We start from the raw sequence: 25,431 nt of genomic DNA, 5'->3' as shown, positions 1-25,431 counted from the left end.
ACCGGAGACGAGTGACTTTGGACAAAAAAGACGAGCCGAACATCGCAGATCAGTTCGCGGCCTGGCTGGAAACTCAGGAAAAGGCAGTTTGCCGGGCGATTGCAGCACGTGCTGCCCTGCGCAGTCTTCCCGCGGCTATGTCGGTCGCCACGCATAGTACAGGACGGGGAATAACCGGTGCAGGCTTGTTGCTCGCCAGCCTGCGCGCCGCACTCATTTCCGCGGTGACCTGCTCCTTGCAACGGGCCGGAACAGAAAATCTCAATACAGTCGCAGAAACCGCTTCTGCCGGTGCTGCCAAAGCATCTGCAGATTACTCTGCCCCTTACGCAGAAGCCCGTGCTTCTGCGGCTTCAGCCCGTTCAGCGTTCAACGCCGTCATGACGCATTTTTCTGATCCTCAAGCGGCCTGCTCTAAGGCAGTATACGCGGCGGCCAATGCCGCAGGCCGCTTGAGCGAGAGCCCGCCCGCGCGGGTTGAAGCATACAACGCTGTCTATGCAGAGTGCCGGAATGATGCCCCAAAGGCCGGGTTTGAAGCTTTCCAAACTACGTTATGGCAGGATGAGACCACAGTGAATTCACTTCTGGCTCGCTGGACGAAGTTCCAAGAGTACGCCAGGGACCATCCGGTCTGGAATTTCTGGCTGGACTGGTATCGCGGTTTCATGGAAGGCAAACCGCTCGACTGGGACCTCCAGCGCCGCGTTGCCTTGATTGACGACGCGATCTGGGGCGCTGGCCCCGAAGCCGTCGCCGCCGAAATCGAGCGCATAAGGGCTGAATTCAACGCGCCGCCGTCAGACAAGGAAAGGTTCCCAAAGCACGAACCCAAGTCCGTACGGCACTTGTTCGAAAACCGAGTTATTGCCTACGCAAGTCTGCAAGGCCTGGCTGCGCAAGTCACTCACAGTATTGAGCGCTTTCATGCGGAAACCGGCGCCAATGCGCTCCCTGAAGCTCTGGAGCCTCTGGCGGCTTTGCCAGCTTTGCTGCTGGCAGTGAATTCAACAATTCAGGATGCCCCCAGCGACGGGGTCATTGCGAGTGAAACGGAAGATCAGCTGCGCGCAGAGATTGGCCGCCTCAATGCCAAGGTTGCCGATCTGGAAAGCAAAATCTCCGGGCTGGAAGCTGTCATCGCGGGCCTGCCCACGACTGAACGCAAGGGCATTTTGCATCTGCTGGCCCAAACCGCCCTTTGGGGCAGTCTTGCCGGCGGGCTTTGGATGCTAAGCGGGGAGGATGCCGATCTACGCGACCGTTATGAAAACCTGATCGAAAGAAAAGAACAAATCCGCATTCTACTTATGCAAGAAGGGCTTCCGCAAACACAGGTCGAGAAATCACTCCGCCCGGCCGCAAGGCCGGGCCGCGCCTGACCTTCCCCACGGGAAGGCGCGATGCGCCTCCCCAAGGTCAGCCACGGCCCTCCGCGATCACCATCGGACAGCGCTCATTAACCTCCCGCCCGGCGGCACCGCCGGGCAGCGCCCGATCCGCCCCGTCAAACCAAAGGTTTGCCTCCGGCAAAACGGGCGGGCGCTTCGCTTCCCGCCCTCGGACCTGACGCTGCGCTCTGATTTTCCGCGCGACCCTTGTTCCGCCCCCCTCTTGCCATCCGCCAAAACCCCGCAAATCCTCCCCTTCCCCTGCGCGCCTCGGCAAAATGCGCTATACTCCCTGGGTACCCGGGAAACGCGCGCCCCTTGACGGGAGACACCAGCACAGGAGGACGATCCGCATGGATGCAATCAAAGCCGCTGAATATGCCCGCGCGCTCTACAGCGCGCATGGCGACAAGGCCGAAGCCGAGGCCGCGCAGAAAATGCGCGCCTGCGAAGCGGCCGGCAAGGACAGTGAGGCGGCGGACTGGAAAGCCGTGCGCCAGGCAATCCGGGCGATGCGCGGCCCCAACCAGGCCTGAGCCCGCGAGGCCGGAGAGCCGCCGGGCGCGGGTCTCCGGACGCCCCGTTTACCACGATTGAAACAGCCGTGGGCATGCGCCATACTGCAGCCAATTCCGCGGGCAGAAGACCCGCTGCCAAAACGGGGCACGAGACAGATGAAACACTTCCTCACCGCAGCCGCCTGCGCCGGTTTCCTGGCAGGCCTGGCATCCCTGGCGCCGGGCAGCGCCGAGGCCGGCGCCATTGAGCGCGCCTGCCGCCAGTCGGACCGCACCGCGGCCTCGCCGTCGTTGTGCAGCTGCATCCAGAAGGCGGCCAACCGCAGCCTGACCGCCTCGGAGCGCAAGAAGGTCTCCAAATGGTTCAAGGACCCGCATCAGGCCCAGGTGGTGCGCCAGTCCTCCAGCCGCAGCGATGAGCGGCTGTGGCAGCGCTACAAGGCGTTTGGCGACCACGCGGCGCAAAGCTGCGGCTGATCCGCCGCCTGTTTCTTCAGGACCAAGGCCAGGGCGCCCTCTTGCGGGCGTCTTTTTATTGATTTGATGCATTTTCTCTGCGGCATTTTCGCAGCCGGGCAGGCACCGCGGCCTGCGGCCCTTGACCGGGCCTGCGCAACGCGAAAAAAACGGCGCAAGGTATTGGAGCAGTTCATATGTTGATCAAAGGTGTTACCTTACGCGGGCTGGAAGTGTTTGAGGCCCTGGCCAAAACCGGGTCCGTGGCGCAGGCCGCCGAGATGACCGGGCTCAGCCAGCCGGCCGTCAGCCAGCAGATGCGCAACCTGGAAAAAGCGCTGGACAGCGAGCTGATCGACCATGGCCGCCGCCCGATGGTGCTGACCGCCGCCGGGCGCAGTTTCCTGGCCCGCACCGAGGCGGTGCTGGGCGAGCTGCGGCTGGCACAAAGCGAGCTGACGGTGATGGACCTGACCCACCTGCAGGCGCTGTCAATCGGGCTAATTGACGATTTCGACAATGACCTGACACCGCGGCTGGCAACTATTCTTGCGGACAGCCTGACCCAATGCCGGTTCAAGATGATCACCGCCTCCAGCCATGACATCGTGCGCGCCATGGAAGCGCGCGAGCTGCATATCGCCATTGCCGCCACCGCCGGCGGCCTGCACGAGGGGCTGGTGGAATACCCTTTGGTGCGCGATCCCTTCATCCTGGTGGCGCCGCGCGGCACGGTCTCGGATGCGGCGCAGGCGGCGGAGCAGCTGCGGGACCTGCCGTTCCTGCGCTACGCCCGCGAGCAGCTGATCTCGCAGCAGATCGAAGGGCTGCTGGGGCGCCAGAAGCTGGAGTTCGAGGACAGGTTTGAGGTCGGCTCGCATCTGGCGCTGATGGCGATGGTGGCGCGGCGGATCGGCTGGGCGATCACCACACCGCTGGGCTACATGCGCGCGGGCCGCTTCCATGACCAGATCGACGCCTTCCCGCTGCCGTTTGGCGAGATGTCGCGGACAATCTCGCTGTTCACCGCCGCCGACTGGGCCGACCGGGTGCCGCGCGATGTGGCCGAGACCGTGCGCCGGCTGGTGCAGACCCAGATGATCGACCCGGCAGTGCAGCAGATGCCGTTCCTGGCGGGCGGCTTCCGGGTGATCGCGGAGTGATTTAGAGCGCCGCCTTGAGGCCCTTGGCGGCCTGTTCGATCAGGTCCAGGCAGCCGTCGAAATCGCGGGTGTAATAGGGGTCCGGCACATGGGTCGCGCCGGTCTCTGGCGCGTAGTCGGTGAACAGGCGCACCGGGGTTTCGCTGCCGGCGGGGCGCAGGGCCTCTATGTTGTCCAGATTGCTGGCGTCCATGGCGATGATCAGGTCGAAACTGTTGAAATCACCGCGGCGGAACTGGCGTGCGCGCAGGTCCGAGATGTCCAGCCCGCGTGTGCTTGCCGCCGCCTGCATCGGGCCGTAGGGCGGCTCGCCCACGTGGTAAGATGCCGTGCCGGCACTGTCGGTCTCAGTCTCCGGGCAGAGCGCGCGGAACACGCCTTCGGCGGCCGGCGAGCGGCAGATGTTTCCTAGGCAGACAAACAGAATACGGGTAGGCATTGGGTTATGGCTCCTGCTGGACAGGGCAGTGATAGGAGGTTTGGGCGCGATGGAAAAGAGGACGGCGGAAATGAGCGCGAAGATCGTCATCCTGACCGGCGCCGGCATTTCCGCCGAAAGCGGGCTGGGCACCTTCCGCGACGAGGGCGGATTGTGGGCGCAGCACCGGATCGAGGATGTGGCAACGCCGGAGGGCTTCGCGCGCAATCCGGACTTGGTGCACGGGTTTTACAATGCGCGGCGCAGGCAGGCGGCGGGTGTTGAACCCAACCCGGCGCATCAGGCGCTGGCGCGGCTGCAGGCAGAGCACCCGGGTGAGGTGGTGATCGTCACCCAGAACGTGGACGGGCTGCATGAGGCTGGCGGCGCAGACGGGGTGCTGCATATGCATGGCACACTGGCAGGCGCGCTCTGTGCCGCTTGCGGCCACCGCTGGGCTGCGCCGATGGAAATGCAGACCGGACAGCCCTGCCCCATCTGCGCGGCCCCTGCCGGGCGGCCCGACGTGGTCTGGTTTGGCGAGATGCCCTATTTCATGGAGGAGATCTATACCCATCTGGCCGGGGCGGATCTGTTTGCCGCCATCGGCACCTCGGGCGAGGTCTACCCGGCCGCGGCCTTTGTCGACGAGGCGCATCTGGCCGGCGCCCATACGGTGGAATTGAACCTGGAGCCGTCGGCCACCGCCTCCCGCTTTGCCGAGCGACGCTTTGGCCCGGCCAGCGAGGCCGTGCCCGCCTGGGTGGCCGAGCTGCTTACCTAGCCTCAGGCGGCAAAAAGCCCGCCAAGCGGCGGGCTTTGGGCGCGAAGGAGGGCTGCGGCGCAGCCTGACGCCGCGCCCGCCCTGCCCTTCGGGTTTAGTTGGAGTGGCCGGAGTGATCCATGCTGCCGTGGCCTTCGGCCTTGCGCTCCAGATCCACCGGCACTTCGATCTCGACCTCGCCGGCTTTCTCGAACACCAGCGTGACCTTGACCACATCGCCGTGGTTCAGCGCCTGCTTCAGGCCCATGAACATCACATGGTCGCCGCCGCGCTGCAGCATATGGGTTGCGCCCGCGGGGACTGCAAAGCCTTCCTCCACATGCATCATCTTCATGACGCCGTCATCGCCTTCCTTGTGGGTATGCAGCTGCACCCGCGCCGCCACGTCCGAGCGCACGTCGATCAGCTGATCATCGGCTGCGCCTTTGTTCATGATCTGCATGAAGGCGGCACCGGCCTTGGCGGTGGGCGACGAGACCCGCGCGTATTGGCCGTGCACCATAATCATGGCATCGCCCGCAAAGGCGGAAGTGGCAAAGGCAGCAGCAGCCGCGGCTGCAAAGACAACAGACTTCAGGGACATGTTCTGTCTCCTCATAGTTGGGTTTTCAAATTTCAGATGGGTATAGGGGCCGTTCAGGCGGCGGCTGGCGGCGCCCGGGCAGTGGCCTGCAGGACATGCCGCACCGTGGCCAGGGCGGCCTGCTGACCGGCCGTCACTGCGCTGCTGACCGCAGCCGGCAGCACCAGCCCCGCGGGCTGCGCCACCGCATCCAGCACATGCATCACGCAGTCGGGGCAATTGTGCGGCGGCTTTACCGGCCGGCCTTCGCTGTCGACATAGACCGTGACCGCGCCGGTGCCGGTGCAGATCACCATCTGCCCCGCGGCGTCACGCTCCCCCTGCCGGGCGGCGGCGCTGTGCGCGGTCAGGGCAACCGTCAGGGCCAGGAACAGGCCAAAGAATATGCGCAAGGCGTGCATCATCACGGGCAGGTATGCCCCCAAGGCGTGCCATCTGCAAGGCCCGGCTCTGCGGCAGATTGCGCAAACGCAAACACCGCGCAGGGTTGCCCCCGCGCGGTGTGTGTAAGGTGATCCGGTGAAGGGATCAGGCCAGGATTATCAAGCCTGTGCGGCTTGTGCCTTGGCGATCTCTTTCTTCACTTTCAGCGCGGTGGCCGACAGCTCTTCGTCCTTGGCTTTGGCCAGGAACGCGTCCAGGCCGCCACAGTGGTCGACGGAACGCAGAGCAGCTGCGGAGATGCGCAGCTTGATGCCGCGGCCCAGAACTTCGGACTGCAGGGTCACGTCGTTCAGGTTGGGCAGAAAGCGGCGTTTGGTTTTGTTGTTGGCGTGGCTGACATTGTTGCCAGTCATCGGGCCTTTTCCGGTCAGTTCGCAACGGCGCGACATATCATCATCCTTCGTTTTTTGTAGGTCCGGAGCAGCTCCGGTCCAAATCACAAGGGGCGCCGCCATTGGCTGCGCCCGAAAACTGGTCCGCTGCTCTTACGCTCAACCGGCAACAGCGTCAAGTGATTCAACTCAGCTTTCTTGCCGCGCTTACTGCACCTTTTCCTGCGCCGCTGCAAGCCTCTGCAGACCGGCTTCTGCAGCCGCGCCGAGGCCGGGCCTGCCGCGCTGCCGGGCCACCCGGGCGAGCTTTTGCCAATAGGTCCGCGACAGCCTGCGCCGGCTGCGGTGCAGCGCCAGCACCCGCGCCGCGTTCAGCGGCCCGTCGCGCAGCAGCGATTGCAGGTCCCAGAAGCTGCCGCCCTCGCGGATCACCTGGCTGGCCGGATGGCCGCCGCAGGACAGGCGGCACAGTTGCAGATCCGGGAACACCGCCTGGATGAACAGCGCGTGGCTCAGGTCCATCTTGCGGAACGGGTCGAACAGCACCACCCCCTGCAGGTCATGGCGGCCGTAGCGCACCAGATCGCCCAGCGCCGCATCAAAGGCCTCTGCCTCCTTGCGGCGCCGGTCATGCGGCACCGCGCCCGCCTCGATGGTGTATTGCGGCGAGACCGCGATCAGGCGTTGCAGGTTCAGCGCCGCCGAGAACCGCAGCGCCCCGTAGCCGCCCATGGAAAACCCCATGGCAGAGACCTCGCCATAGCGCTTGGCCAAATTCTTCAGGCTGCGCGACAGCGCCTTGGTCTCGCTGTTGATGTACCAGTCGTTGTTGCGCGGCTGGATATGCAGATGCGCATAGCCGTGCCTGGTCATGTTTTTGACCGGGCCGCGGTCCTCGAACTCCCCGGCCACGGCGACCCGCTGGCGGAAGGTCACGAACAGCCGCTCCGCGCCCGGATTGAACAGCGAGGCGCGCAGTTTTTCACCGTCAAAGACCCGGGTTTCCTGCATGTGCCCTAGCCCTTCAAGTGGTCCTGCAGCATCTGCCCGGCTGCCGCGGCCGGGGTCAGCGCGCCCTCGGCCACCTGGGTGGACAGCTCTGCCATCGCGGCCTGGGCGCTGGCGGTGTGCAGCCGAGCCAGCAGGGCCTGGCGCACCTCCTGGTCGAACCAGTAGCAGGACTGATCGGCGCGGCGGCGGTCCCAGTGGCCGTTCTCACGGCGCCAGGTGGTCAGTACCTGCATCTCTTCCCAGGCCTTGTCCAGCCCGTGTTCTTCAACAGCGGAGACCATCAGCGCCTTGGGAAAGCCCTCCGGGTCCTGCGGGCGCTTGCGCAGCAGGCGCAGGGCACCGGCGTAATCGGCGCAGGTGCGGGTGGCGACGGGTTTCAGCGGCCCGTCGGCCTTGTTCACCAGGATGAGATCGGCCATTTCCATGATGCCGCGTTTGACCCCCTGCAGCTCATCGCCGCCTGCAGGCGCCAGCAGCAGCAGGAACAGGTCCGACATTTCCGCCACCACGGTTTCCGACTGACCGACGCCGACGGTTTCGATCAGCACGACATCGAAGCCTGCCGCTTCGCACAGGGCAACCGCCTCGCGCGAGCGGCGGGCGACGCCGCCCAGGTGGCTTTGGCTGGGGGACGGGCGGATAAAGGCGTTGCGTTCGCGGCTGAGGCGCTCCATCCGGGTCTTGTCGCCCAGGATCGAGCCGCCGGAGCGGGCCGAGCTGGGATCAACCGCCAGCACCGCTACCCGCAGGCCAAGCCCTGTCAGCATCATGCCGAAGCTTTCGATGAAGGTGGATTTGCCCACCCCTGGCGTGCCCGACAGGCCGATGCGCAGCGACTGGCGCTTGTGTTTTGCCAGATCCGACAGCAGCTCCTGCGCCTTGGCGCGGTGATCCTCGCGGCCGCTTTCCACCAAGGTGATAGCCCGGGCCAGCGCCCTGCGGTCGCCATCGAGGATTTTCTGTGTCAGCTGTTCGGTGTCCATGCGCGTCTTCCTGTCGTGTTGGGCGGACCTTGGCGCAAGCCATGCCGCAAAGTCCAGCCCCTGCCGTCTGCCGGGCACCCTACATCAGCAGGCGGTGCAGGAAAGGCGGCAAATCCGCCGCGGTTGGTGCGGTTTGCGCAGCGAAAGAATGGCGATTTGGCGCCGGAGAACCAAATTGCTACTGCGATCTACCGCCCGGCGGCACCGCCGGGCAGCGCCCGTCCACCCCCACGTGCGGGCGCTTCGCTTCCCGCCCTCAGACGGCCGCAGCCCTAAGTGGAGATTTCAAAGGCAGTTATCACAGACACACTGCTAGACCTCCCGCCCCCCTTTGGCGATAAGGCGGGTCATGACCAGATTGCCGATCGAAGACGCCCTCCCCGAATTGCTGGACGCCCTGCGCGCCCGCGGCCGTGCCGTGCTGCAGGCGCCGCCAGGTGCGGGCAAGACCACAAGGGTGCCGCTGGCGATGCTGGAAGCCGGCCTCACCCGGGGCCGCATTGTGATGCTGGAACCCCGCCGCCTCGCCGCCCGTGCCGCGGCGGAGCGGATGGCGGAAACGCTAGGCGAAAAGCCCGGCCAGACCGTCGGCTATAGGGTGCGCGGCGATTCAAAAGTCTCCAAATCCACCCGTATCGAAGTGGTGACAGAGGGCATCCTGACCCGGATGCTGCAATCGGACCCGGACCTGCCCGGCGTCGGCGCGGTGATCTTTGACGAGTTTCACGAACGCTCCCTGAACGCCGATCTGGGTCTTGGCTTATGCCTGGAGGTCGCGGGCGCGCTGCGGGATGACCTGATGCTGCTGGCGATGTCGGCGACGCTGGACGCCGGGCCGGTGGCGGCGCTGATGGACGCGCCGATGGTTACCTCCGAGGGCCGCAGCTACCCGGTCGGGACCCGCTGGCTGGAACGCCCCCTGCCCGCGCAAGCGCGCCGCCTGGATGCGCTGGCCGATCTGGTGGTGCAGGCGGAGCGCGACACCAAGGCCACCGGCGGCGGCATCCTGGTGTTCCTGCCCGGCGAGGGCGAGATCCGCCGCACCGCTGCGGCGCTGGAAAAACGCCTGCCCGCTCATTGCCATATCCGCCCCCTGTTCGGCGCCCTGCCCTTTGCCGAGCAGCGCGCGGCGATCCAGCCGGAACCGCAGGGCCGCAAGGTGGTGCTGGCGACCTCGATTGCCGAAACCTCGCTGACCATACAGGACATCCGGGTTGTGGTGGACATGGGCCAGGCGCGGCGGGCAAGGTTTGATCCCGGCTCCGGCATGTCGCGGCTGGTGACAGAGAAAGTGACCCGCGCCGAGGCGACCCAGCGCCAGGGCCGCGCGGGCCGGGTGGCAGAGGGTGTCTGCTACCGGTTGTGGACCAAGGGCGAGGAAGGCGCGCTGATGGCGTTTCCGCCCGCCGAGATCGAAAGCGCCGACCTCACCGCGCTGGCGCTGGAGCTGGCGCTGTGGGGCGCCGCTCCTGACGATCTGATGTTCCTGACCCAGCCGCCCGCAGGTGCGATGGCAGAGGCGCAAGCACTGCTCGCGATGCTCGGCGCCCTGGATGCGCAGGGGCGTATCACCGAGCATGGCAAGGCGCTGGCCGCCCTGCCGCTGCATCCGCGGCTTGGGCATATGCTGCTGCAGGCAGGCCCTGCCGCTGCGCCCTTGGCGGCCCTGCTGGGCGAGCGTGACCCGCTGCGCGGGGCGCCTGCGGATCTGTCCTTGCGGCTGAAGGCGCTGCGCGACCCCAAGGGGTTCATGCGCGGCCACCCCTATCAGCTGAACCGCCCGGTGGTGAAGCGCATCAAAAGCGAGGCGCGGCGGCTGGAGAAACAGGCAGGCCGCCGCGATGCGGGCCTGTCGGCTGCGGCAATGGCAGCGCTTGCCTATCCCGACCGCATCGGCCAGCGCCGCAAGGGCGACAGCCCGCGGTTCGTGCTGTCCGGCGGCAAGGGCGCCATATTGGACGGCGGCGACACGCTGGCAGGCGCGCCGTTCATCGTGGCGCTGGACACCGACGGCAACCCGCGCGAGGCGAAGATCCGGATGGCGGCGCAGATCCCGCAAGGCGAAATCCGGGAGCTGTTTGCCGGGCAGATCGCCTGGGAGGACACCTGCGAGTGGTCCAAGCGCGACCGGCGGGTGGCGGCGCGCCAGCAGGAGCGGTTCGGCGCAGTGGTGCTGGACGACCGGATCTGGAAGGACGTGCCGCCGGATGCAGTGGCGCAGGCGATGCTCGACGGGGTGCGCGACCTGGGCCTGCGTCTGACCGGCGCCGCGGCCCGGCTGGCCGCACGGGTGGAGCTGGTGCGGGCGGAAGGCTTTGACCTGCCGGATTTCTCGCTGCCTGGCCTGACGGAGAGCCTGGAGCACTGGCTGCTGCCGATGCTCGGCGGGGTGAAATCGGCGGAGGACTGGAAACGCTTCGACCTCTTGCCCGCGCTTAAGGCGGCGCTCAGCTGGGAGCAGACGCAGGTGCTGGACCGCGAGGCGCCGGGCAGTTTCATCACCCCGCTGGGGCGCAAGATCCCAATCAGCTATGACGGCGAGATCCCCGAAATCGCGGTCCGCCTGCAGGAGATGTTCGGGGTGACCCGGCATCCGTCTGTTGGCGGCGTGCCGCTGAAGGTGTCGCTTTTGTCGCCTGCCCAGCGCCCGATCCAGATCACCCGCGACCTGCCGGGGTTCTGGGCCGGCTCCTATGCCGATGTGCGCAAAGACATGCGCGCCCAGTATCCGAAACACCCCTGGCCCGAGGATCCGACCCAGGAAGACCCGACGCTCAGGGCAAAACGGCGCAAGTAGAGCCGGAGCGCAGCGCGCCGCAGGCGCGCTGCCGGGCCCAACTGCCGGCGCTGCATCTGTGATGCAGTGTCCGGCAGGCGGGAGCTCCGCCTGCGTTCTGCCGGACAGCCGCGCGCATCACCTTGCACCTCCGTTCAATCGGGCGTAGATTCCCACAATTACACACATAAACACGGGAATTCCCCCAACAACAAAGGCTGAGCACCCATGACAAGCCCGCTGACCCGCGCCTGGAACGAGATTATCAAACCGATGCTGCAACGCCCTGCCCGCGTGCAGGTTGCCGCCCTGTGCTACCGCAACGGGGCAGACGGCAAGGAGGTGCTGATGATCACCAGCCGCGGCACCGGCCGCTGGATCCTGCCCAAGGGCTGGCCGGTCGAGGGCAAGGACGGCCCGGAGTCGGCGCTGCAGGAAGCCTGGGAAGAAGCCGGCGTCAAATCAGCCCGCATCACGCCGCAGCCGATCGGCGAATACCATTTCACCAAACGCCACGACAATGGCACCGAGGAGCCGGTGACCACGCTGATCTTCGAGGCCGAGGTGGAGCAACTGGAAGACGATTACCCGGAATCCGCAGAACGCACGCGGCAATGGATGAAGCCCGCGGAAGCAGCCGGGCTGGTGCATGAGCCGCAGTTGCAGGCCGTTTTGCGCCAATTGTAAAAGTTATGTGACATTTTCATGTCAGAAGCTTGAACCGTTTCCTGAGCGGGGGTAGGCGCGTGCGCAGACCCCGGAATCAGGAATGCGATGATGAGCCACGAAGATCAGCGCCCGCAATGGAACACGCTGGATAAGGATCTGAACAGGATCTCCCAGCTTGAGCTGGCCACCAGCTATGCCTCCCGCCCGCTGGTGGCGCCGGGCATCGCCTTGGCCTTCATCGTGCTGGCGGGCCTCGCTGCCGGCGTTTTCTTCGGCGGCTCCGCGATGAGCATGGTGGTGATCGCGGCGGCCGCCTTTGGCGCCTATATGGCGATCAACATCGGCGCCAATGACGTCGCCAATAACATGGGGCCGGCGGTGGGCGCCAATGCGCTGACCATGGGCGGCGCCATCGTGATTGCCGCCGTTTGCGAAAGCGCAGGCGCGCTTCTGGCGGGCGGCGATGTGGTCTCGACCATTTCCAAGGGCATCATCGACCCCGCCGCGGTCTCCAGCAGCAGCATCTCCATCTGGGCGATGATGGCGGCGCTGATCTCCTCGGCGCTGTGGGTGAACCTGGCCACCTGGGTCGGCGCGCCGGTTTCCACCACCCACTCCGTCGTGGGCGGCGTGCTGGGCGCCGGTGTGGCCGCCGCAGGCACCGCCGCGGTGAACTGGCCCACCATGGGCAAGATCGCCGCCAGCTGGGTGATCTCGCCGGTGCTGGGCGGGGTGATTGCCGCGCTGTTCCTTGCCTTCATCAAGGCCAAGATCATCTATCAGGACGACAAGATTGCCGCCGCACGCCGCTGGGTTCCGGTGCTGGTCGGCATCATGGCCGGCGCCTTTGGCGCCTATCTGGCCCTCAAAGGCCTGAAGAAGATCGTCAAGATCGACCTGCAGACCGCACTGCTGATCGGTGCCGCCGCCGGTGCGCTGGCCTATGTCATCACCGCGCCGCTGATCAAGCGCCAGTCCGAGGGCATGGAGAACCGCAACAAGTCGCTGAAGGCACTGTTCGGCCTGCCGCTGGTGATCTCTGCGGGCCTGCTGTCCTTTGCCCATGGCGCCAATGACGTCGCCAATGCGGTCGGCCCGCTGGCCGCCATCGTGCATGCCACCGAGTTTGGCGATTTCGCCTCCAAGGTGGCAATCCCGACCTGGGTGATGGTGATCGGCGCCTTCGGCATCTCCTTTGGCCTGTTCCTGTTCGGCCCCAAGCTGATCCGCATGGTCGGCAGCCAGATCACCAAGCTGAACCCGATGCGCGCCTACTGCGTGTCTCTGTCCGCCGCGATCACCGTGATTGTCGCCAGCTGGCTGGGGCTGCCGGTCTCCTCCACCCATATCGCGGTGGGCGCGGTGTTCGGCGTCGGCTTCTTCCGCGAGTGGCACATGGAACGCCGCCTGAAGAAATCCGCCGCAGGCCGCCCGGCCGAAAAGCGTATCGCGCCGGAGGAACGCCGCCGCCGCAAGCTGGTGCGCCGCAGCCACTTCATGACCATCGTGGCCGCCTGGGTGATCACCGTTCCGGCCGCAGCACTTCTGTCCGCGGTGATCTACCTGCTGCTCAACACCTTTGTGAGCTGATAAATTCCGAGGCCGGAACAAAGACCCCCGCGCCATCCGGCCGCGGGGGTTTTTCTTTGCCTTGCCAGCGATCCTCTAGAACCGCTCCACCCAGGGCCGCAGTACCAGTTCGTCGCTCCAGGCGGAGCGGTGCTGGCTGATCAGATGCATGTATTCCTGCGCAATAGCCTCCGGATCCAGCATACTGTCAGGGTTGTCCGCGCCCTCCACCCGCTCGGGCCGCGATGCATTGCGGATGCCGCCGTCGATATTGACCCAGGCCACATGAATGCCCTTGGGGTGCAGCTCCCGCGCCATCGCCTGCGCCAGCCCTCGCTGCGCAAACTTGCCCATGGCAAAGGGCGCCGACTGGGCAAAGCCCTTGACGCCGGCCGAGGCGCCGGTGAACAGGATCGTCCCCAGCCGCCCCTCTGCGGGCTGCTGCGCCAGCATCCGCCTGGCCGCCGCCTGCCCCAGCAGGAACGCACCATGGGCGGTGACCTCCACCGCCTTGCGCACCGCCTCCGGGTCCAGCTCCGCAACAGGCCCGCGCACCCGGGCAGACGGATTGTAGCAGGCCACCCGCAAATCGCCTGGCAAGCCCTCCACCAGCCGGGCCACGCCCGCCGCATCGGTGCCGTCCAGCTGATGCAGCACGGCGCCGGTCTCTGCCGCCAGCGCCTCCAGCTTGGCTGTATTGCGCGCGCTGAGGTGCAGCGCATAGCCCGCCGCCGAGAGCGCCCGGGCAAAGGAGGCCGACAGCCCCGCCCCTGCCCCGACGATCAGGGCAACCGGTTTTGATGATGTCTGTGCCATGGCAAAGCCTCCGCTGTTCCGACAACAGAAAGCTGGCGGCAAAGGTGAACTGGTTCAAGGGGCAGCAGAGGCAGGCCCTGCCTCCGCAGGCTGGTTTCAGGCCAGGTTCAGGCCGGGACGGCTGACAGCCGGGCAAGCACTTCGGATGCGGGCAGAACCGGGCCAAAGCCCGTATGCAGTGCCGAGAGCGTCACCTCCAGCACCTGTTCCGCATCCAGCATGCCGCCCTGGCGCGCGGGCATGTCAAAAGCAATCAGCGCATCCTCTACCACCTCGATTTCAAACCCGAGGTTTGCGGCAGAACGGGCTGTTGAGTTGACACAGAAGGCCGCAACTCCACCCGCGATTACCAGGGTTTCAATGCCGCTCTTACGCAAATGGTCTTCCAGCCCGGTGCCGGTAAAGCCGGAGGAACCGGTTTTCCAGAACACCGCCTCGCCTGCTGCCGGAAACGCGCAGTCCATTGGCTGGCCGCTGGGTAGATCGCGGCGGAACTTGCTTTCGGGGCGCGGGTCGTCATGCATTACATGCACCACCGGCAAGCCCGCCGCGCGGAAACCTGCGGCCAGCTCCGCGATTCTGTCTTCGGCCTGCGGATTGGCCCGCTGGCGCCCGGAGGCGGTCACATTGGCCATCTCCTGCTGCATGTCGACAATCAGCAAAGCTGTGTTCCGGTCCATGGAAATACCCTCGCGTTTGAATACTAGCGCAAGAGTTGCAGAGCGGCGCGGAGGTGGCCAGCCCAATCCCCGCGCCCGCCCGGCCGCAAAGCACTTCCGCTGCGTCAAACGCCAAGCGCCGGGCCAAAGGCCCGGCGCCACGCCCAACTGGCAAGGGTCATTCCATGGAATGGCCCGCGGCAGGCGGGAGAGCTCCCCGCCCGGCAGGCGAAACTTAGCAGCCTGGCTTCAGACTTCCACCCGGTGCCCTGCCGCCCGCCAGGCGCTCATTGCCGCGGCCAGCTCCGCCTGCCGGACCAGCAGATAGTCCCGGTAGAAGGTCGAGATGGCAAAGACCCCCAGCCCGGCCTCCGAGACCGGCCGCACCGCCGACAGGACCACCCCCGGCGCGTCGAATTCATAAAGGTCCGAGACCTGAAACGCCGCCCAGCCGGCAGAGCTTTCGGTGCCCCCGGGCACCCGCTCCGCCAGGCAGACAACCGAGATTTCATCTTCGGCATGGGTGATATTCACCAGCCCCGGCCCGCCGGCCCAGGCGGGCACGGCAGCACCGGGCGCAAGCCGCGACACGGCGTATTCACCGGGCAGCCCGCGCAACAGCAGCTTGATGGCCATGCTCAGCCCTCGAGGCACCAGCGCATGATGGCCTTCTGCGCGTGCAGACGGTTTTCCGCCTCGTCGAAAATAACCGACTGCGGGCCGTCCATAACGGCGGAGGTCACCTCTTCCTCGCGGTGGGCCGGCAGGCAGTGCATGAACAGCGCATCCGGTTTCGCATGGGCCATCAGTGCATCGTTCACCTGATAGGGGCGCAGCATATTGTGGCGGCGCTCCTTGGAGGACTGGCTGTCATGCATCGACACCCAGGTGTCGGCGACAATCAGATCGGCGCCTTCCACGGCTTTCGCCGCATCGCGCTCGACCACGATCTTGGATCCGGCCTTGCGCGCCAGCCCCATGAATTCTTCCTCCGGGTCCAGCTGCGACGGGCCGGTGAAGGTGAGGTCAAAGCCGAACTGCCCGGCGGCGTGGATGAAGGAGGCGCAGACGTTGTTGCCGTCGCCGCACCAGACCACCTTCTTGCCCTTGATCGGGCCGCGGTGCTCTTCATAGGTCAGCACGTCAGCCATGATCTGGCAGGGGTGGGTGCGGTCCGTCAGGCCGTTGATCACCGGCACGTCGGAATATTCCGCCATCTCGGTCAGCACGGTCTCGTCAAAGGTGCGGATCATGATCATATCGACATAGCGGCTGAGGACGCGCGCGGTGTCGGCAATGGTCTCACCGTGTCCCAGCTGCATGTCCTTGCCGCTGAGCACCATGGTCTGGCCGCCCATCTGGCGCACACCGACGTCAAAGGACACCCGGGTCCGGGTCGAGGGTTTTTCAAAGATCAGCGCCACCATCCGGTCCTTCAGCGGCAGCTCATCATCCAGCGCCGCCTTGCGGCGGCCAAGACGCGCCTGCTTGGTGGTCTGAGCCTGGTCGATGATGGCCCGCAGATCGGCCGGATCGGTTTTGTGTATGTCGAGGAAGTGGTTCATAACGGTGTCGCTCTTGGCTGAGGAAGGCCGGGGGCTGTCTGCCCCCGGACCCCCGAGGATATTTCTGGCCAGAAGAAGTTCAGGCGGCTTCTACTTGTGCGGCGGTTTTGTCCAGGCGGCTGACGGCCTCGGCGATGTCCTCGTCCGTGAGGGTCAGCGGCGGCAGCAGGCGGATCACATTATCCGCTGCCGGAACGGTGATCAGTTCGTTCTCATAGCCTGCATTCACCACATCCATGTTCACCGCCTTGCACTTGAGGCCCAGCATCAGGCCGGACCCGCGCACCTCTTCAAAGACGCCGGGATGGTCTGCGATCAGCCCTTCCAGTTTCTGCCGCAACAGGCCCGCCTTGCGGTTCACTTCCGCCAGGAATGCCTCATCGGCGACGTGATCCATCACCGCGCAGCCCACCGCGCAGCCCAGGGGGTTGCCGCCGTAGGTGGAGCCATGGGTGCCTGCGGTCATGCCGCTGGCCGCCTCTTCCGTGGCCAGCACCGCGCCCAGCGGGAAGCCGCCGCCGATGCCCTTGGCCGACATCATGATGTCCGGGGTGACGCCCGCCCATTCATGGGCAAACAGCTTGCCGGTGCGCCCGACGCCGCATTGCACCTCATCCAGGATCAGCAACAGCCCGTGCTCATCGCAAATCGCCCGCAGCGCCTTCAGCTCCGCATCGGGCACCACGCGGATGCCGCCCTCGCCCTGCACCGGCTCGATCATGATGGCGGCAGTGCTGTCTGAAATGGCATTGGTCACGCCATCAAGGTCGCCAAAGGCGAGATGCACGAAACCGGGCAGCAGCGGGCCGAATCCTTTGGTCATCTTCTCGGACCCCGCCGCGGCAATCCCCGCAGACGACCGGCCATGGAAGGAGCCGTCAAATGTGATGATCTCCACCCGCTCAGGCTGGCCCTTGTCGTAGAAATACTTGCGCGCCATTTTCACCGCCAGCTCGCAGGCCTCGGTGCCGGAATTGGTGAAGAACACGGTGTCGGCAAAACTATGCTCGACCAGCTTGTCCGCCAGCGCCTGCTGCTGCGGGATCTGGTAGAGGTTGGAGACATGCCACAGGGCCTGTGCCTGGGTGGTCAGCGCCTCCACCAGCGCCGGATGGGCATGGCCCAGCGCATTGACCGCAATGCCCGCCCCCAGATCCAGAAAGCGTCGCCCGTCCGCCGTGGTCAGCCAGGCGCCTTCGCCTTTGACGAACTCAAGCGGTGCACGGTTGTAGGTCGGCAGAACGGACGGGATCATCGGGATCATCCTTTTTCAAAGATAGAGGCCAAAGCTGTGCATCAGCATGGGCCTAGGGTCAACGATTTTGGAAAAGAGAATGCCGGAATGCGGCACAACAGACCAAAGGGCCGGTCACGCCAGGCGGCGTCGGCGTCGCGAGATGGTGATATTTGCGCGTTTGATCATGGGCAGGTTCCATAACGGAGGTTTTCCCGAAAGAAAACCCCTTCCGCCGCCTTTAACCGCCATTTCGCAGATCCCGCCCGGCCCCCGCTTCTTTCTGGTCAAAAATACTCCGGGGTGAATTGGCCGTCAGGCCAAGAGGGGCAGCGCCCCTGTCCTCGGATCAGAATCCGGCCAAGACCGCAGCCTTTCCCCTTGCATCCCGCGGCGGCTTGCCGCACCGCTGGGGCCATGAGCATTGCCACGCCGCAGAACCCAGCCCTGGCCGCCGCCCTGATCCTGGCGGCAACCACCTTCATTGCCGCCACCACCCTGCTGGCCAAGGCATTGGGGACCGAAGCCCTCGGCACACCGCTGCATCCGATGCAGATCAGCCACGGGCGGTTTCTGTTTGCCTTCATGGGGATTTCAACGGCAGTGCTGCTCCTGCGGCCCCGCTTCATCCGGCCGCATTGGGGCTATCATATCGGGCGCACCTCATTTGGCTGGGCGGGGGTTACGCTGATGTTTGCCTCGGTGGCCTATATCCCGCTGGCCGATGCCACCGCGATCACCTTCCTGAACCCGGTCTTCGGGATGCTGCTGGCGATCCCGCTGCTGGGAGAGCGCGTCGGCCCCTGGCGCTGGGGCGCGGCGCTGATTGCCTTGATCGGGGCGATGATCCTGCTGCGCCCCACTCCTGCCAGCTTCCAGCCCGCGGCGCTGCTGGCGCTGACAGCCGCGGCGGTGATGGGGATGGAGCTGATTTTCATCAAGAAACTGGCAGGCCGCGAAGCACCCTTGCAGGTCTTGTGGTTCAATAACCTCCTGGGCCTGGCCATTGCCAGCTGCGCGGTGCTGCGGGTCTGGCAGATGTCTACGCCTTCGCAATGGGGGGCGCTGGCAGCGCTTGGCCTTTTGATGGCCTGCGCCCAGGCCTGTTTCATCAACGGGATGGCCCGGGCCGATGCGTCTTTCGTGGCGCCCTTCAGCTATGCCACGCTGGTCTTTGCCGCGCTTTATGACTTCCTGGGCTTTGGTGCGGTGCCGGATGCCATCTCCGTGCTGGGCGCGGTGATCATCCTGGCGGGCGCCGCCATCCTCGCCTGGCGGGAGGGGCGGCAAAGACCCCAGGCCCGCGCCTCGGCGCCCGCCGCGAAATAGGCTTCACGGAAAGTTTCTCCCAGCCCCAGGCCCGGCAGCGACCGCCGCGTCGAAAACCGGCATTTCCCGCATATGTTCCGCCGCCACCCTGATCCCCAGCAGGACAGGAGGGACAGATGCACGAGCGGCGGATACCTGATTGGCTGCGCCACGCGCCGGTGCCTTCGGTGCGGGATTTCGGCATTCTCGCGGGGCTGGAGGCGGTGGTGCGCGGCATCCTGATCTCGGTGTTTCCGCTGATCATGTACCGGGCACTGGGAGACGCAGGGCTGGTCTCGGCTTCATATTTTGCCGTCGGCGTCTTGTCGCTGATTGCCGGGATGATGGTGCCAGGGCTGATCCGGCTGGTGCCGCGCCGATGGGCCTATTCGCTGGGGGCTGCGATGTTTGTCCTGTCCGCCGGTTTTGCCATTGAGGGCAGCCCGGCCGCGGTGCTGGCCGCGCTGGCGCTCAACACCGTGGCCTCCGTTGTCACCTTCATCTGCTTCAACGCCTATGTGCTGGATTACATCGCCCGGGTGGAGCTGGGCCGGTGCGAGACCTCGCGGATGTTCTACTCCGCGGTGGGCTGGACCGCCGGGCCGGTGGCGGGCGTGCTGCTCTTGGAGTGGTGGGCGCCTGCCCCCTTCCTGATCTCGGGCGGCGCGGCCCTGATCCTGCTGGCAGCCTTCTGGTGGATGCGGATGGGCAACGGCAAGCAGATCGCCCGCGCCCGCGGGCCTGCCTCCAGCCCCTTGAAATACCTGCCCCGCTTTCTGGCGCAGCCGCGGCTGGTCACCGGCTGGCTGTTTGCGGTGATCCGCTCGGCGGGCTGGTGGATCTATGTGGTCTACTTGCCGATCTTCGCCATCGAAAAGGGCCTGGGCGAGGAACTGGGCGGCGTTCTGCTGTCCGCCACCAATGCCGCCCTGTTCGGCGCGCCGCTGCTGCTGCGGCTGGTGCAACGCCACTCGATCCGCATGGCGGTGCGTGCCGGCTTCCTGAGCGTGACCTTGTGCTTTGGCGCAGCGGGCTTTGCCCAGGGATGGCCTATGGTGTCGATTGCGCTGCTGGTCGCGGGGTCTGCCGCGCTGATTCTGCTGGATATCTGCGCTGGTCTGCCGTTCCTGATGGCGGTGAAACCCTCGGAGCGGACTGAGATGTCGGCGGTTTACTCCAGCTACCGCGATATTTCCGGCATCCTGACACCGGGTGCCGCCTGGCTGGTGCTGCTGGTGGCGCCTGTTGCGGGCATCTTCACCGCGGGCGCCGCCGCCACCGCAGCCGCCGTCTGGCTGACCGGCAAGCTGCATCCGCGGCTGGGGCGGCGCAAGCCGGCGCCGGCAGCGGAGCCGGTGCCAGCCGAATAACGGGATCAGGGCTTCAGCCGGTAGCCGGTCCGCAGCATCACCCAGGCCAGGGTGCAGACGGCAAGCGTGGCGCCGCTGCAGACCGCCAGCCCCAGCAAGGGCGGGCTGTCAGAGGTGCCGATCACCCCGAATCGCACCCCGTCGATCAGGTAGAACACCGGATTGAGATGCGAGATCACTTTCAGAACCGGCGGCAATGCCTCTACCGAATAGAAGGTGCCGGAAAGGAACGCCAAGGGCGTCACGATGAAATTGGTGATCGCCGCCATCTGGTCGAACTTGTCCGCAAACACGCCTGCCACAATGCCCAAGCCCCCCAGGAACGCCGCGCCCAGCACGATGAAGACCAGCGCCACCAGCGGGTGCGCGGGCACGATCTGCAAGACCGCCATCAGCCCCAGCCCGATGCCCAGCGCCACCAGCGTGCCGCGCGCCACCGCGCCGGCCAGGTAGCCCAGCAGGATCTCCAGCCCCGACAGGGGCGGCATCAGCGTGTCGACGATATTGCCCTGCACCTTGGCAATAACGATGGAGGATGAGGTGTTTGCAAAGGCGTTCTGGATCACCGTCATCATCATGATGCCCGGCGCCAGGAAGGTCAGGAAGGGCACCCCCATCACATCACCGCGCTTCGGCCCGATGGCGATGTTGAAGATCATCAGGAACAAGGCCGCAGTGACCAGCGGCGCCAGCAGGGTCTGGGTCCAGACCGCCAGGAACCGCTTCACCTCGCGCCAGGCCAGCGCCCTGAGCCCCAGCCAGTTCACCCGCCCGAACCGGCGCGCGCCCAATTCCACCTGATAGCCCTGATCCGCCATGCTGCCCCTCGCGTTTCCTTGCCCGGACTGCATAACGGCTGTGCCAATAGGCGCAAGATGCCTTGTAACTCCGCCCGCAGTGATTAGAATAGGGCGATCACACGGAATATGATGGCGGCCGCAGAACCCCTGGGGCCGCTATTAGCTTGGAAAGGCAACAGATGTCCTGGACAGACGAGCGCGTCGAACTGCTCAAGAAAATGTGGGGCGAGGGCCAGTCGGCCAGCCAGATCGCCAAGGAACTGGGCGGCGTCACCCGTAACGCCGTCATTGGCAAGGTGCACCGCCTCGGCCTGTCCAACCGCAACAGCGGCTCTGCCAAGGCTGCCGAGCCGAAGGAAAAGCCCGCAGCCGCCCCCGCCGCCGCGGCGCCGAAACCTGCGGCAGCCCCCAAGCCCAAGCCGCAGCCCAAGACCGAACCGGCACGGCCCGCCGCCGCGCAGCCCGCGGCCGAAGCCAAGCCGGCAACGCCTGCGCGCCGCCAGATCATCCCGGCCGGCCAGCCGCTGCCGCCGCAGCCCTCGGCCAATGAAATCAGCCCCGAGGCGCTGGCCAAGGTCAACGAGATCGAGAAGAAAGCCAAGAAGCTGGGCCTGATGGAGCTGACCGAGCGCACCTGCAAATGGCCGGTCGGCGACCCCGCGACCGAGGACTTCTGGTTCTGCGGCCTGCCCGCCCAGCAGGGCAAACCCTATTGCGAGGCGCATGTGGGCGTGGCCTTCCAGCCGATGTCCTCGCGCCGCGACCGCCGCCGCTGACCGGCGCCGATCGTACAGTATTCGAAACCCGCGCCCCGGCGCGGGTTTTTTGTTTTGTCCGCCGCGGGCTACGCGGCGCTGACACGGTTTTGCCCGCCCGCCTCGCGGACAATCTCCGCTGCCAGCGCCTTGGCCGCAGCCGAGCGGGACTTCGCCGCAATCCGCACCACATAGGCAGGCGGCGGCGGCGGCGGCCCCATCACATGGTCGATGACCTCCATCTGCGGTGAAATATGGCGGGCGTTGAGCAAGGCCACCCCCAGCCCCGACACCACGCCAGAGGCAATCCCGGCAACGCTGGCGCATTCCAGAACCGTAACCAGCCCCGCACCGCGCTCTGATCCGGCCTCTTCGGCCCAATGCTTGTAGAAACACTGCGCATCAAAGGCCAGGAACGGCACCGGGCGGTCCGGCACCAAGGGCAGATCCGGCGATTTCACCCAGTGCAGGCTGTCTTCATAAAGCACCGTATCCGACGGCTGCAGCCGGCTCTGGAAGATTTGCATCACCGCCAGATCCGCCTCGCCGCGCGCCAGATGCTGCTCCAGCGTCAGGCTTTGCGCCACATGGGTGCGCACCTGCACCTCCGGATGCAGCCGGGCAAAGCGGCCCAGGATGCGCGACAGCCCGCTGCTGGTGGTGTCCTCGGTCATGCCCAGCCGGATGCTGCCCTTAAGCGGCTGGCTGATCAGGCTGGCCAGGGCCTCGTCATGCAGGGCGAGAATGCGGCGGGCGTAGCCCAGCAGCCGCTGGCCGTCTTCGGTGAACAGCGGCCCGCCGCTGCGCCGGGCCAGCAGGCCGCGGCCCAGCCGCTCCTCCAAGCGTTTGATTTTATGCGAGACCGCAGATTGCGACAGCGCCAGATGCTCCGCCGCCCGGGTCACCCCGCCGCAGTCCTGTACCGCGCAAAGCGCTTGCAGCGCGTCAATGTCCATGCGGTGGCTCATGCGGGTCTCCTGTCTCCGGTTCTTGCGTTCATCATGACAAATTTAGATCACACAATCAAATCAACTCATTTGAGTCATGCGTTATCCGGAGGCATGTTCCATTCCAGCAAACAAGGAGCTGACACATGGACCACATCGTCACCGAGCACATATTGATCAACGGCACCCGCATCACCCATGGCGTGCATGGCGCGGGCACGCCGGTTGTGCTGATCCACGGCACCCCGTCCTCCTCGCTGATCTGGCGCAATGTCATGCCCGCGCTGGTCAAGGCAGGCCATCAGGTTCATGCCTACGACCTGCTGGGCTACGGGCTGTCGGAACGCCCGGCCGATCCGGCCATCGACACCTCGATCAGCGCGCAGGTGCCAATTCTGGAGGGGCTGCTGGACTATTGGGGGCTGGAGAGCGCTCATATCATTGCCCATGACATCGGCGGCGCCGTCGCCAAGCGTCTTGGCATCTTCTCCCCCGAACGGCTGCGCTCGCTGACGCTGATCGACGCGGTCAGCTATGACAGCTACCCTTCCAAACGCACCCGCCAGCAGATGCAGGAGGGGCTGGAGGCGCTGATCAGGAAACCCGATGCGGATCACCGGGCGCATTTCCGGGAGTGGCTGCTGTCCGCGGTGCAGAACAAGCAAAGGCTGGCAGAGGGGCCGCTGGAGACCTACCTCGATTTCATCTCCGGCCCCATCGGCCAAGGCAGCCTGTTCCAGCATCAAATCCGCCATTACGACCCGAAACACACGATGGAGATAGCAGACCGCCTGCATGAGCTGGGCAAGCTGCCGGTCAAACTGATCTGGGGTGCTGATGATGCCTGGCAGGCCGCGGATTGGGCCAACCGGCTGCAGGAGGCCATTCCGGGCGCGGAACTGGACGTGCTGGAGGACTGCGGCCATTTTGCAATGGAGGACCAGCCGGAACGGATCGCCGCCCTGCTGACCGGTTTTCTGGCCCGGACCGGCTGACGCCAGCGTTGCAAAAAACCAGCAAAAAACCCGCGCTCGCCAGCGCGGGTTTCCAGTCTTGCCTGTTGAAAACGCAGGCGCCCTGCGGCCCGCGGGCCGGATCAGTTCGCAACCGGGCCTTCAGAGGTGAACTTCGGGATCACGCTGTCCGAGGCCGCCTTGGGTTCGATCCCCGGCCAGTTGCCTTCGGCCAGGTTAATGTTGCCCGGGATGTCTTCTTCCCAGAAACCGACCACAACATCGGTGATGTTCAGGTACAGCTTGTCATCGACGATGCGCCACAGGTTCGGGTTGGCCGGAACCTTGCCGCCCTTGGAGACGCCATAGGCGCAGTGGCCGTCATACTGCGGCGCGTAATAGGCGGGATCGGCCGCGAATTTGTCGCGGTTCTCCGCCGAAGAGAACGCCCAGGTGGCGCCATTGTACTCGGCTGTGAATTCGGTGCTGCCGCGCACCGGCGCGGTCTGCGGGGTGCCGACCGGGTTCATCTCCAGGCTGCGGTAGGCCACCACGTCATAGCCCGACACCGCATAGCCGGTGCCGTCGACATACTGCTCACCGGCAAAGGCCGGCATTGCAAAGCTCAGCGCTGCCGCAGCAGCAAATGCAAAACGCTTCATGAAATCATCCCTTTCATCGGTGATCGCTTCAAGTTGGGCACCGGCATCCCGTCCGGCTTCGAAACAGACATTATAGGGCCTGCAGCAAATGCGAAGGGGGGTTCACGCCTCTGTGTCCGCAAGCGCCGCTTCTGTGAGGTTTTGAAAAATTTCCGCTGCCCATACCTTCCAGTCATTGGAATTTGTAAATATCCCCTTATCTCTGCCAAAGCCAATTGCCGCAGCGCGTGCGATTGACCGGTTTCAGGAAACAATCAAAGCAAGGCCCGACAGATGTGCGATACCCCCTATACCCCGCCCAAGGTCTGGACATGGGACCAGGAAAACGGCGGCGAGTTTGCCTCCACCAACCGTCCCATCGCCGGTGCGACCCACGATAAGGAGCTGCCCGCGGGCAAGCACCCGCTGCAGCTTTACTCGCTGGCGACCCCGAACGGGGTGAAAGTGACGGTTATGCTGGAAGAACTGCTGGCCAAGGGCCACGCAGGCGCCGAATATGACGCCTGGCTGATCCGGATCGGCGATGGCGACCAGTTCGGCTCGGGCTTTGTGGAGATCAACCCCAACTCCAAGATCCCGGCGCTCCTGGACCGCAGCGGCGATGAACCGGTGCGGGTGTTTGAAAGCGCCTCGATCCTGATGCATCTGGCGGAGAAATTCGGCGAGTTCCTGCCCGAGGGCGGTACTGCGCGCACCGAGACGCTGAACTGGCTGTTCTGGCAGATGGGCAGCGCGCCCTACCTCGGCGGCGGCTTTGGCCATTTCTACGCCTATGCGCCGGAGAAATGGCAGTACCCGATCGACCGCTTCGCGATGGAGAGCAAGCGGCAGCTGGACGTTCTGGACCGGCAGCTGGCAGAGCGGACCTATATCGCGGGTGAAGACTACACCATCGCCGATATGGCGATCTGGCCCTGGTACGGCCAGCTGGTGCTGGGCCGCCTCTATGATGCGGCGGAGTTCCTGGACGTTGAAAGCTACACCAATGTGGTCCGCTGGGCCAAGGCCATCGACGCCCGCCCGGCGGTGCAGCGCGGCCGCATGGTGAACCGCTCCTTCGGCGATCTGGAGCTGCAATTGCACGAGCGCCACGACGCCAGCGATTTCGAGACCCGCACCCAGGACAAGCTGGAACCGGCGGCAGAGTAACCGCCTGGCCGCAAACACCCCGGCCCAGGCCTTGCCGGGTGCTCCCGCGCCCGCGCACCCCCGGGCAAGGCCCGGGCTTGCTTATGCGGCCTTGGGCCTGTCTCTTCTCCACATCT

27 protein-coding genes are annotated in these 25,431 nt (G+C 65.6%); 13 read left to right on the top strand and 14 right to left on the bottom strand.

Annotation, left to right across the window (positions count from 1 at the left end; translation table 11 throughout):
- Window positions 1-17 precede the first annotated feature (17 nt).
- From ACXAHG_RS10880 to ACXAHG_RS10865, 4 genes are all read left to right on the top strand, one after another.
- Window positions 18-1,382, top strand: a complete 1,365-nt coding sequence (locus ACXAHG_RS10880; protein WP_475057211.1) for a hypothetical protein — start codon at window positions 18-20, stop codon at window positions 1,380-1,382.
- 362 nt (window positions 1,383-1,744) lie between these two features.
- On the top strand, window positions 1,745-1,927 hold the full coding sequence (locus tag ACXAHG_RS10875; protein WP_475042046.1) for a hypothetical protein: 183 nt from the start codon (window positions 1,745-1,747) through the stop codon (window positions 1,925-1,927).
- A 138-nt stretch (window positions 1,928-2,065) separates the two neighbouring features.
- A complete protein-coding gene (locus tag ACXAHG_RS10870; protein WP_475057210.1) occupies window positions 2,066-2,386 on the top strand; it encodes a hypothetical protein in 321 nt (106 codons plus the stop codon).
- A 176-nt stretch (window positions 2,387-2,562) separates the two neighbouring features.
- Complete coding sequence (locus ACXAHG_RS10865; protein WP_475057209.1) at window positions 2,563-3,528, top strand: LysR family transcriptional regulator; 966 nt, start codon at window positions 2,563-2,565, stop codon at window positions 3,526-3,528.
- A gap of 1 nt (window position 3,529) precedes the next feature.
- Here ACXAHG_RS10865 and ACXAHG_RS10860 read toward each other — a convergent pair whose 3' ends face one another.
- A complete protein-coding gene (locus tag ACXAHG_RS10860; protein WP_475057208.1) occupies window positions 3,530-3,967 on the bottom strand; it encodes a low molecular weight protein-tyrosine-phosphatase in 438 nt (145 codons plus the stop codon).
- A 70-nt stretch (window positions 3,968-4,037) separates the two neighbouring features.
- Here ACXAHG_RS10860 and ACXAHG_RS10855 point away from each other — a divergent pair, with 70 nt between their 5' ends.
- Complete coding sequence (locus tag ACXAHG_RS10855) at window positions 4,038-4,730, top strand: NAD-dependent deacylase (RefSeq protein WP_475057207.1); 693 nt, start codon at window positions 4,038-4,040, stop codon at window positions 4,728-4,730.
- Window positions 4,731-4,824: 94 nt separating this feature from the next.
- On the opposite strand, the gene ACXAHG_RS10850 is transcribed toward ACXAHG_RS10855, so the two are convergent.
- From ACXAHG_RS10850 to meaB, 5 genes are all read right to left on the bottom strand, one after another.
- A complete protein-coding gene (locus ACXAHG_RS10850; RefSeq protein WP_475057206.1) occupies window positions 4,825-5,313 on the bottom strand; it encodes a copper chaperone PCu(A)C in 489 nt (162 codons plus the stop codon).
- A gap of 53 nt (window positions 5,314-5,366) precedes the next feature.
- A complete protein-coding gene (locus ACXAHG_RS10845; protein WP_475057204.1) occupies window positions 5,367-5,738 on the bottom strand; it encodes a hypothetical protein in 372 nt (123 codons plus the stop codon).
- A gap of 117 nt (window positions 5,739-5,855) precedes the next feature.
- Window positions 5,856-6,146 (bottom strand): 50S ribosomal protein L28, encoded by a 291-nt coding sequence (gene rpmB / locus ACXAHG_RS10840; protein ID WP_475057203.1) that lies wholly within the window; start codon window positions 6,144-6,146, stop codon window positions 5,856-5,858.
- A 150-nt stretch (window positions 6,147-6,296) separates the two neighbouring features.
- The gene (locus tag ACXAHG_RS10835) at window positions 6,297-7,100 is read right to left on the bottom strand and encodes an alpha/beta hydrolase (RefSeq protein WP_475057201.1); all 804 of its coding nucleotides are present in this window, start codon (window positions 7,098-7,100) and stop codon (window positions 6,297-6,299) included.
- Window positions 7,101-7,105: 5 nt separating this feature from the next.
- Entirely contained in the window at window positions 7,106-8,083 is a 978-nt protein-coding gene (gene meaB, locus ACXAHG_RS10830; RefSeq protein WP_475057200.1) for a methylmalonyl Co-A mutase-associated GTPase MeaB, read from the bottom strand.
- Window positions 8,084-8,432: 349 nt separating this feature from the next.
- Between meaB and hrpB the strand changes: the two genes are divergently transcribed.
- From hrpB to ACXAHG_RS10815, 3 genes are all read left to right on the top strand, one after another.
- The gene (gene hrpB, locus ACXAHG_RS10825; protein ID WP_475057199.1) at window positions 8,433-10,880 is read left to right on the top strand and encodes an ATP-dependent helicase HrpB; all 2,448 of its coding nucleotides are present in this window, start codon (window positions 8,433-8,435) and stop codon (window positions 10,878-10,880) included.
- Window positions 10,881-11,087: 207 nt separating this feature from the next.
- On the top strand, window positions 11,088-11,546 hold the full coding sequence (locus tag ACXAHG_RS10820) for an NUDIX hydrolase (protein WP_475057197.1): 459 nt from the start codon (window positions 11,088-11,090) through the stop codon (window positions 11,544-11,546).
- A 90-nt stretch (window positions 11,547-11,636) separates the two neighbouring features.
- A complete protein-coding gene (locus tag ACXAHG_RS10815) occupies window positions 11,637-13,118 on the top strand; it encodes an inorganic phosphate transporter (RefSeq protein WP_475057196.1) in 1,482 nt (493 codons plus the stop codon).
- Window positions 13,119-13,193: 75 nt separating this feature from the next.
- On the opposite strand, the gene ACXAHG_RS10810 is transcribed toward ACXAHG_RS10815, so the two are convergent.
- The 5 genes from ACXAHG_RS10810 to ACXAHG_RS10790 all read right to left on the bottom strand — a co-directional run bounded on the left by ACXAHG_RS10810 (window position 13,194) and on the right by ACXAHG_RS10790 (window position 17,392).
- A complete protein-coding gene (locus ACXAHG_RS10810; RefSeq protein ID WP_475057194.1) occupies window positions 13,194-13,913 on the bottom strand; it encodes an SDR family NAD(P)-dependent oxidoreductase in 720 nt (239 codons plus the stop codon).
- Between the two features lie 107 nt (window positions 13,914-14,020).
- A complete protein-coding gene (locus ACXAHG_RS10805) occupies window positions 14,021-14,593 on the bottom strand; it encodes a cysteine hydrolase family protein (protein ID WP_475057193.1) in 573 nt (190 codons plus the stop codon).
- 228 nt (window positions 14,594-14,821) lie between these two features.
- Complete coding sequence (locus ACXAHG_RS10800; RefSeq protein ID WP_475057191.1) at window positions 14,822-15,208, bottom strand: ACT domain-containing protein; 387 nt, start codon at window positions 15,206-15,208, stop codon at window positions 14,822-14,824.
- A 2-nt stretch (window positions 15,209-15,210) separates the two neighbouring features.
- Window positions 15,211-16,137, bottom strand: a complete 927-nt coding sequence (gene argF / locus ACXAHG_RS10795; RefSeq protein WP_475042025.1) for an ornithine carbamoyltransferase — start codon at window positions 16,135-16,137, stop codon at window positions 15,211-15,213.
- A gap of 79 nt (window positions 16,138-16,216) precedes the next feature.
- Window positions 16,217-17,392 (bottom strand): acetylornithine transaminase, encoded by a 1,176-nt coding sequence (locus tag ACXAHG_RS10790; protein ID WP_475057190.1) that lies wholly within the window; start codon window positions 17,390-17,392, stop codon window positions 16,217-16,219.
- A 396-nt stretch (window positions 17,393-17,788) separates the two neighbouring features.
- Here ACXAHG_RS10790 and ACXAHG_RS10785 point away from each other — a divergent pair, with 396 nt between their 5' ends.
- Both ACXAHG_RS10785 and ACXAHG_RS10780 read left to right on the top strand, forming a co-directional pair.
- Complete coding sequence (locus ACXAHG_RS10785) at window positions 17,789-18,700, top strand: DMT family transporter (protein ID WP_475057188.1); 912 nt, start codon at window positions 17,789-17,791, stop codon at window positions 18,698-18,700.
- Between the two features lie 116 nt (window positions 18,701-18,816).
- On the top strand, window positions 18,817-20,049 hold the full coding sequence (locus ACXAHG_RS10780) for an MFS transporter (RefSeq protein ID WP_475057186.1): 1,233 nt from the start codon (window positions 18,817-18,819) through the stop codon (window positions 20,047-20,049).
- A gap of 5 nt (window positions 20,050-20,054) precedes the next feature.
- On the opposite strand, the gene ACXAHG_RS10775 is transcribed toward ACXAHG_RS10780, so the two are convergent.
- Window positions 20,055-20,867 carry an ABC transporter permease gene (locus ACXAHG_RS10775; protein ID WP_475057185.1) on the bottom strand — a complete coding sequence of 271 codons (813 nt, stop codon included), beginning with the start codon at window positions 20,865-20,867 and terminating at the stop codon, window positions 20,055-20,057.
- Window positions 20,868-21,028: 161 nt separating this feature from the next.
- On the opposite strand from ACXAHG_RS10775, the gene ACXAHG_RS10770 reads away from it, so the two are divergent.
- Window positions 21,029-21,625: a GcrA family cell cycle regulator gene (locus tag ACXAHG_RS10770; protein WP_475042017.1), complete on the top strand. Its 597-nt coding sequence runs from the start codon at window positions 21,029-21,031 to the stop codon at window positions 21,623-21,625.
- A gap of 68 nt (window positions 21,626-21,693) precedes the next feature.
- On the opposite strand, the gene ACXAHG_RS10765 is transcribed toward ACXAHG_RS10770, so the two are convergent.
- Window positions 21,694-22,572 carry a LysR family transcriptional regulator gene (locus ACXAHG_RS10765; protein ID WP_475057184.1) on the bottom strand — a complete coding sequence of 293 codons (879 nt, stop codon included), beginning with the start codon at window positions 22,570-22,572 and terminating at the stop codon, window positions 21,694-21,696.
- A gap of 125 nt (window positions 22,573-22,697) precedes the next feature.
- Between ACXAHG_RS10765 and ACXAHG_RS10760 the strand changes: the two genes are divergently transcribed.
- Entirely contained in the window at window positions 22,698-23,546 is an 849-nt protein-coding gene (locus ACXAHG_RS10760; RefSeq protein ID WP_475057182.1) for an alpha/beta fold hydrolase, read from the top strand.
- Between the two features lie 101 nt (window positions 23,547-23,647).
- Here ACXAHG_RS10760 and ACXAHG_RS10755 read toward each other — a convergent pair whose 3' ends face one another.
- A complete protein-coding gene (locus ACXAHG_RS10755) occupies window positions 23,648-24,166 on the bottom strand; it encodes a YHS domain-containing (seleno)protein (RefSeq protein WP_475042011.1) in 519 nt (172 codons plus the stop codon).
- Between the two features lie 273 nt (window positions 24,167-24,439).
- Here ACXAHG_RS10755 and yghU point away from each other — a divergent pair, with 273 nt between their 5' ends.
- The gene (yghU, locus tag ACXAHG_RS10750; protein ID WP_475042009.1) at window positions 24,440-25,315 is read left to right on the top strand and encodes a glutathione-dependent disulfide-bond oxidoreductase; all 876 of its coding nucleotides are present in this window, start codon (window positions 24,440-24,442) and stop codon (window positions 25,313-25,315) included.
- Window positions 25,316-25,431 lie beyond the last annotated feature (116 nt).

The sequence above is a fragment of the Leisingera sp. ABD4_442 genome, from assembly GCF_056160905.1.
This window is presented reverse-complemented; position numbering and strand designations above follow the sequence as displayed.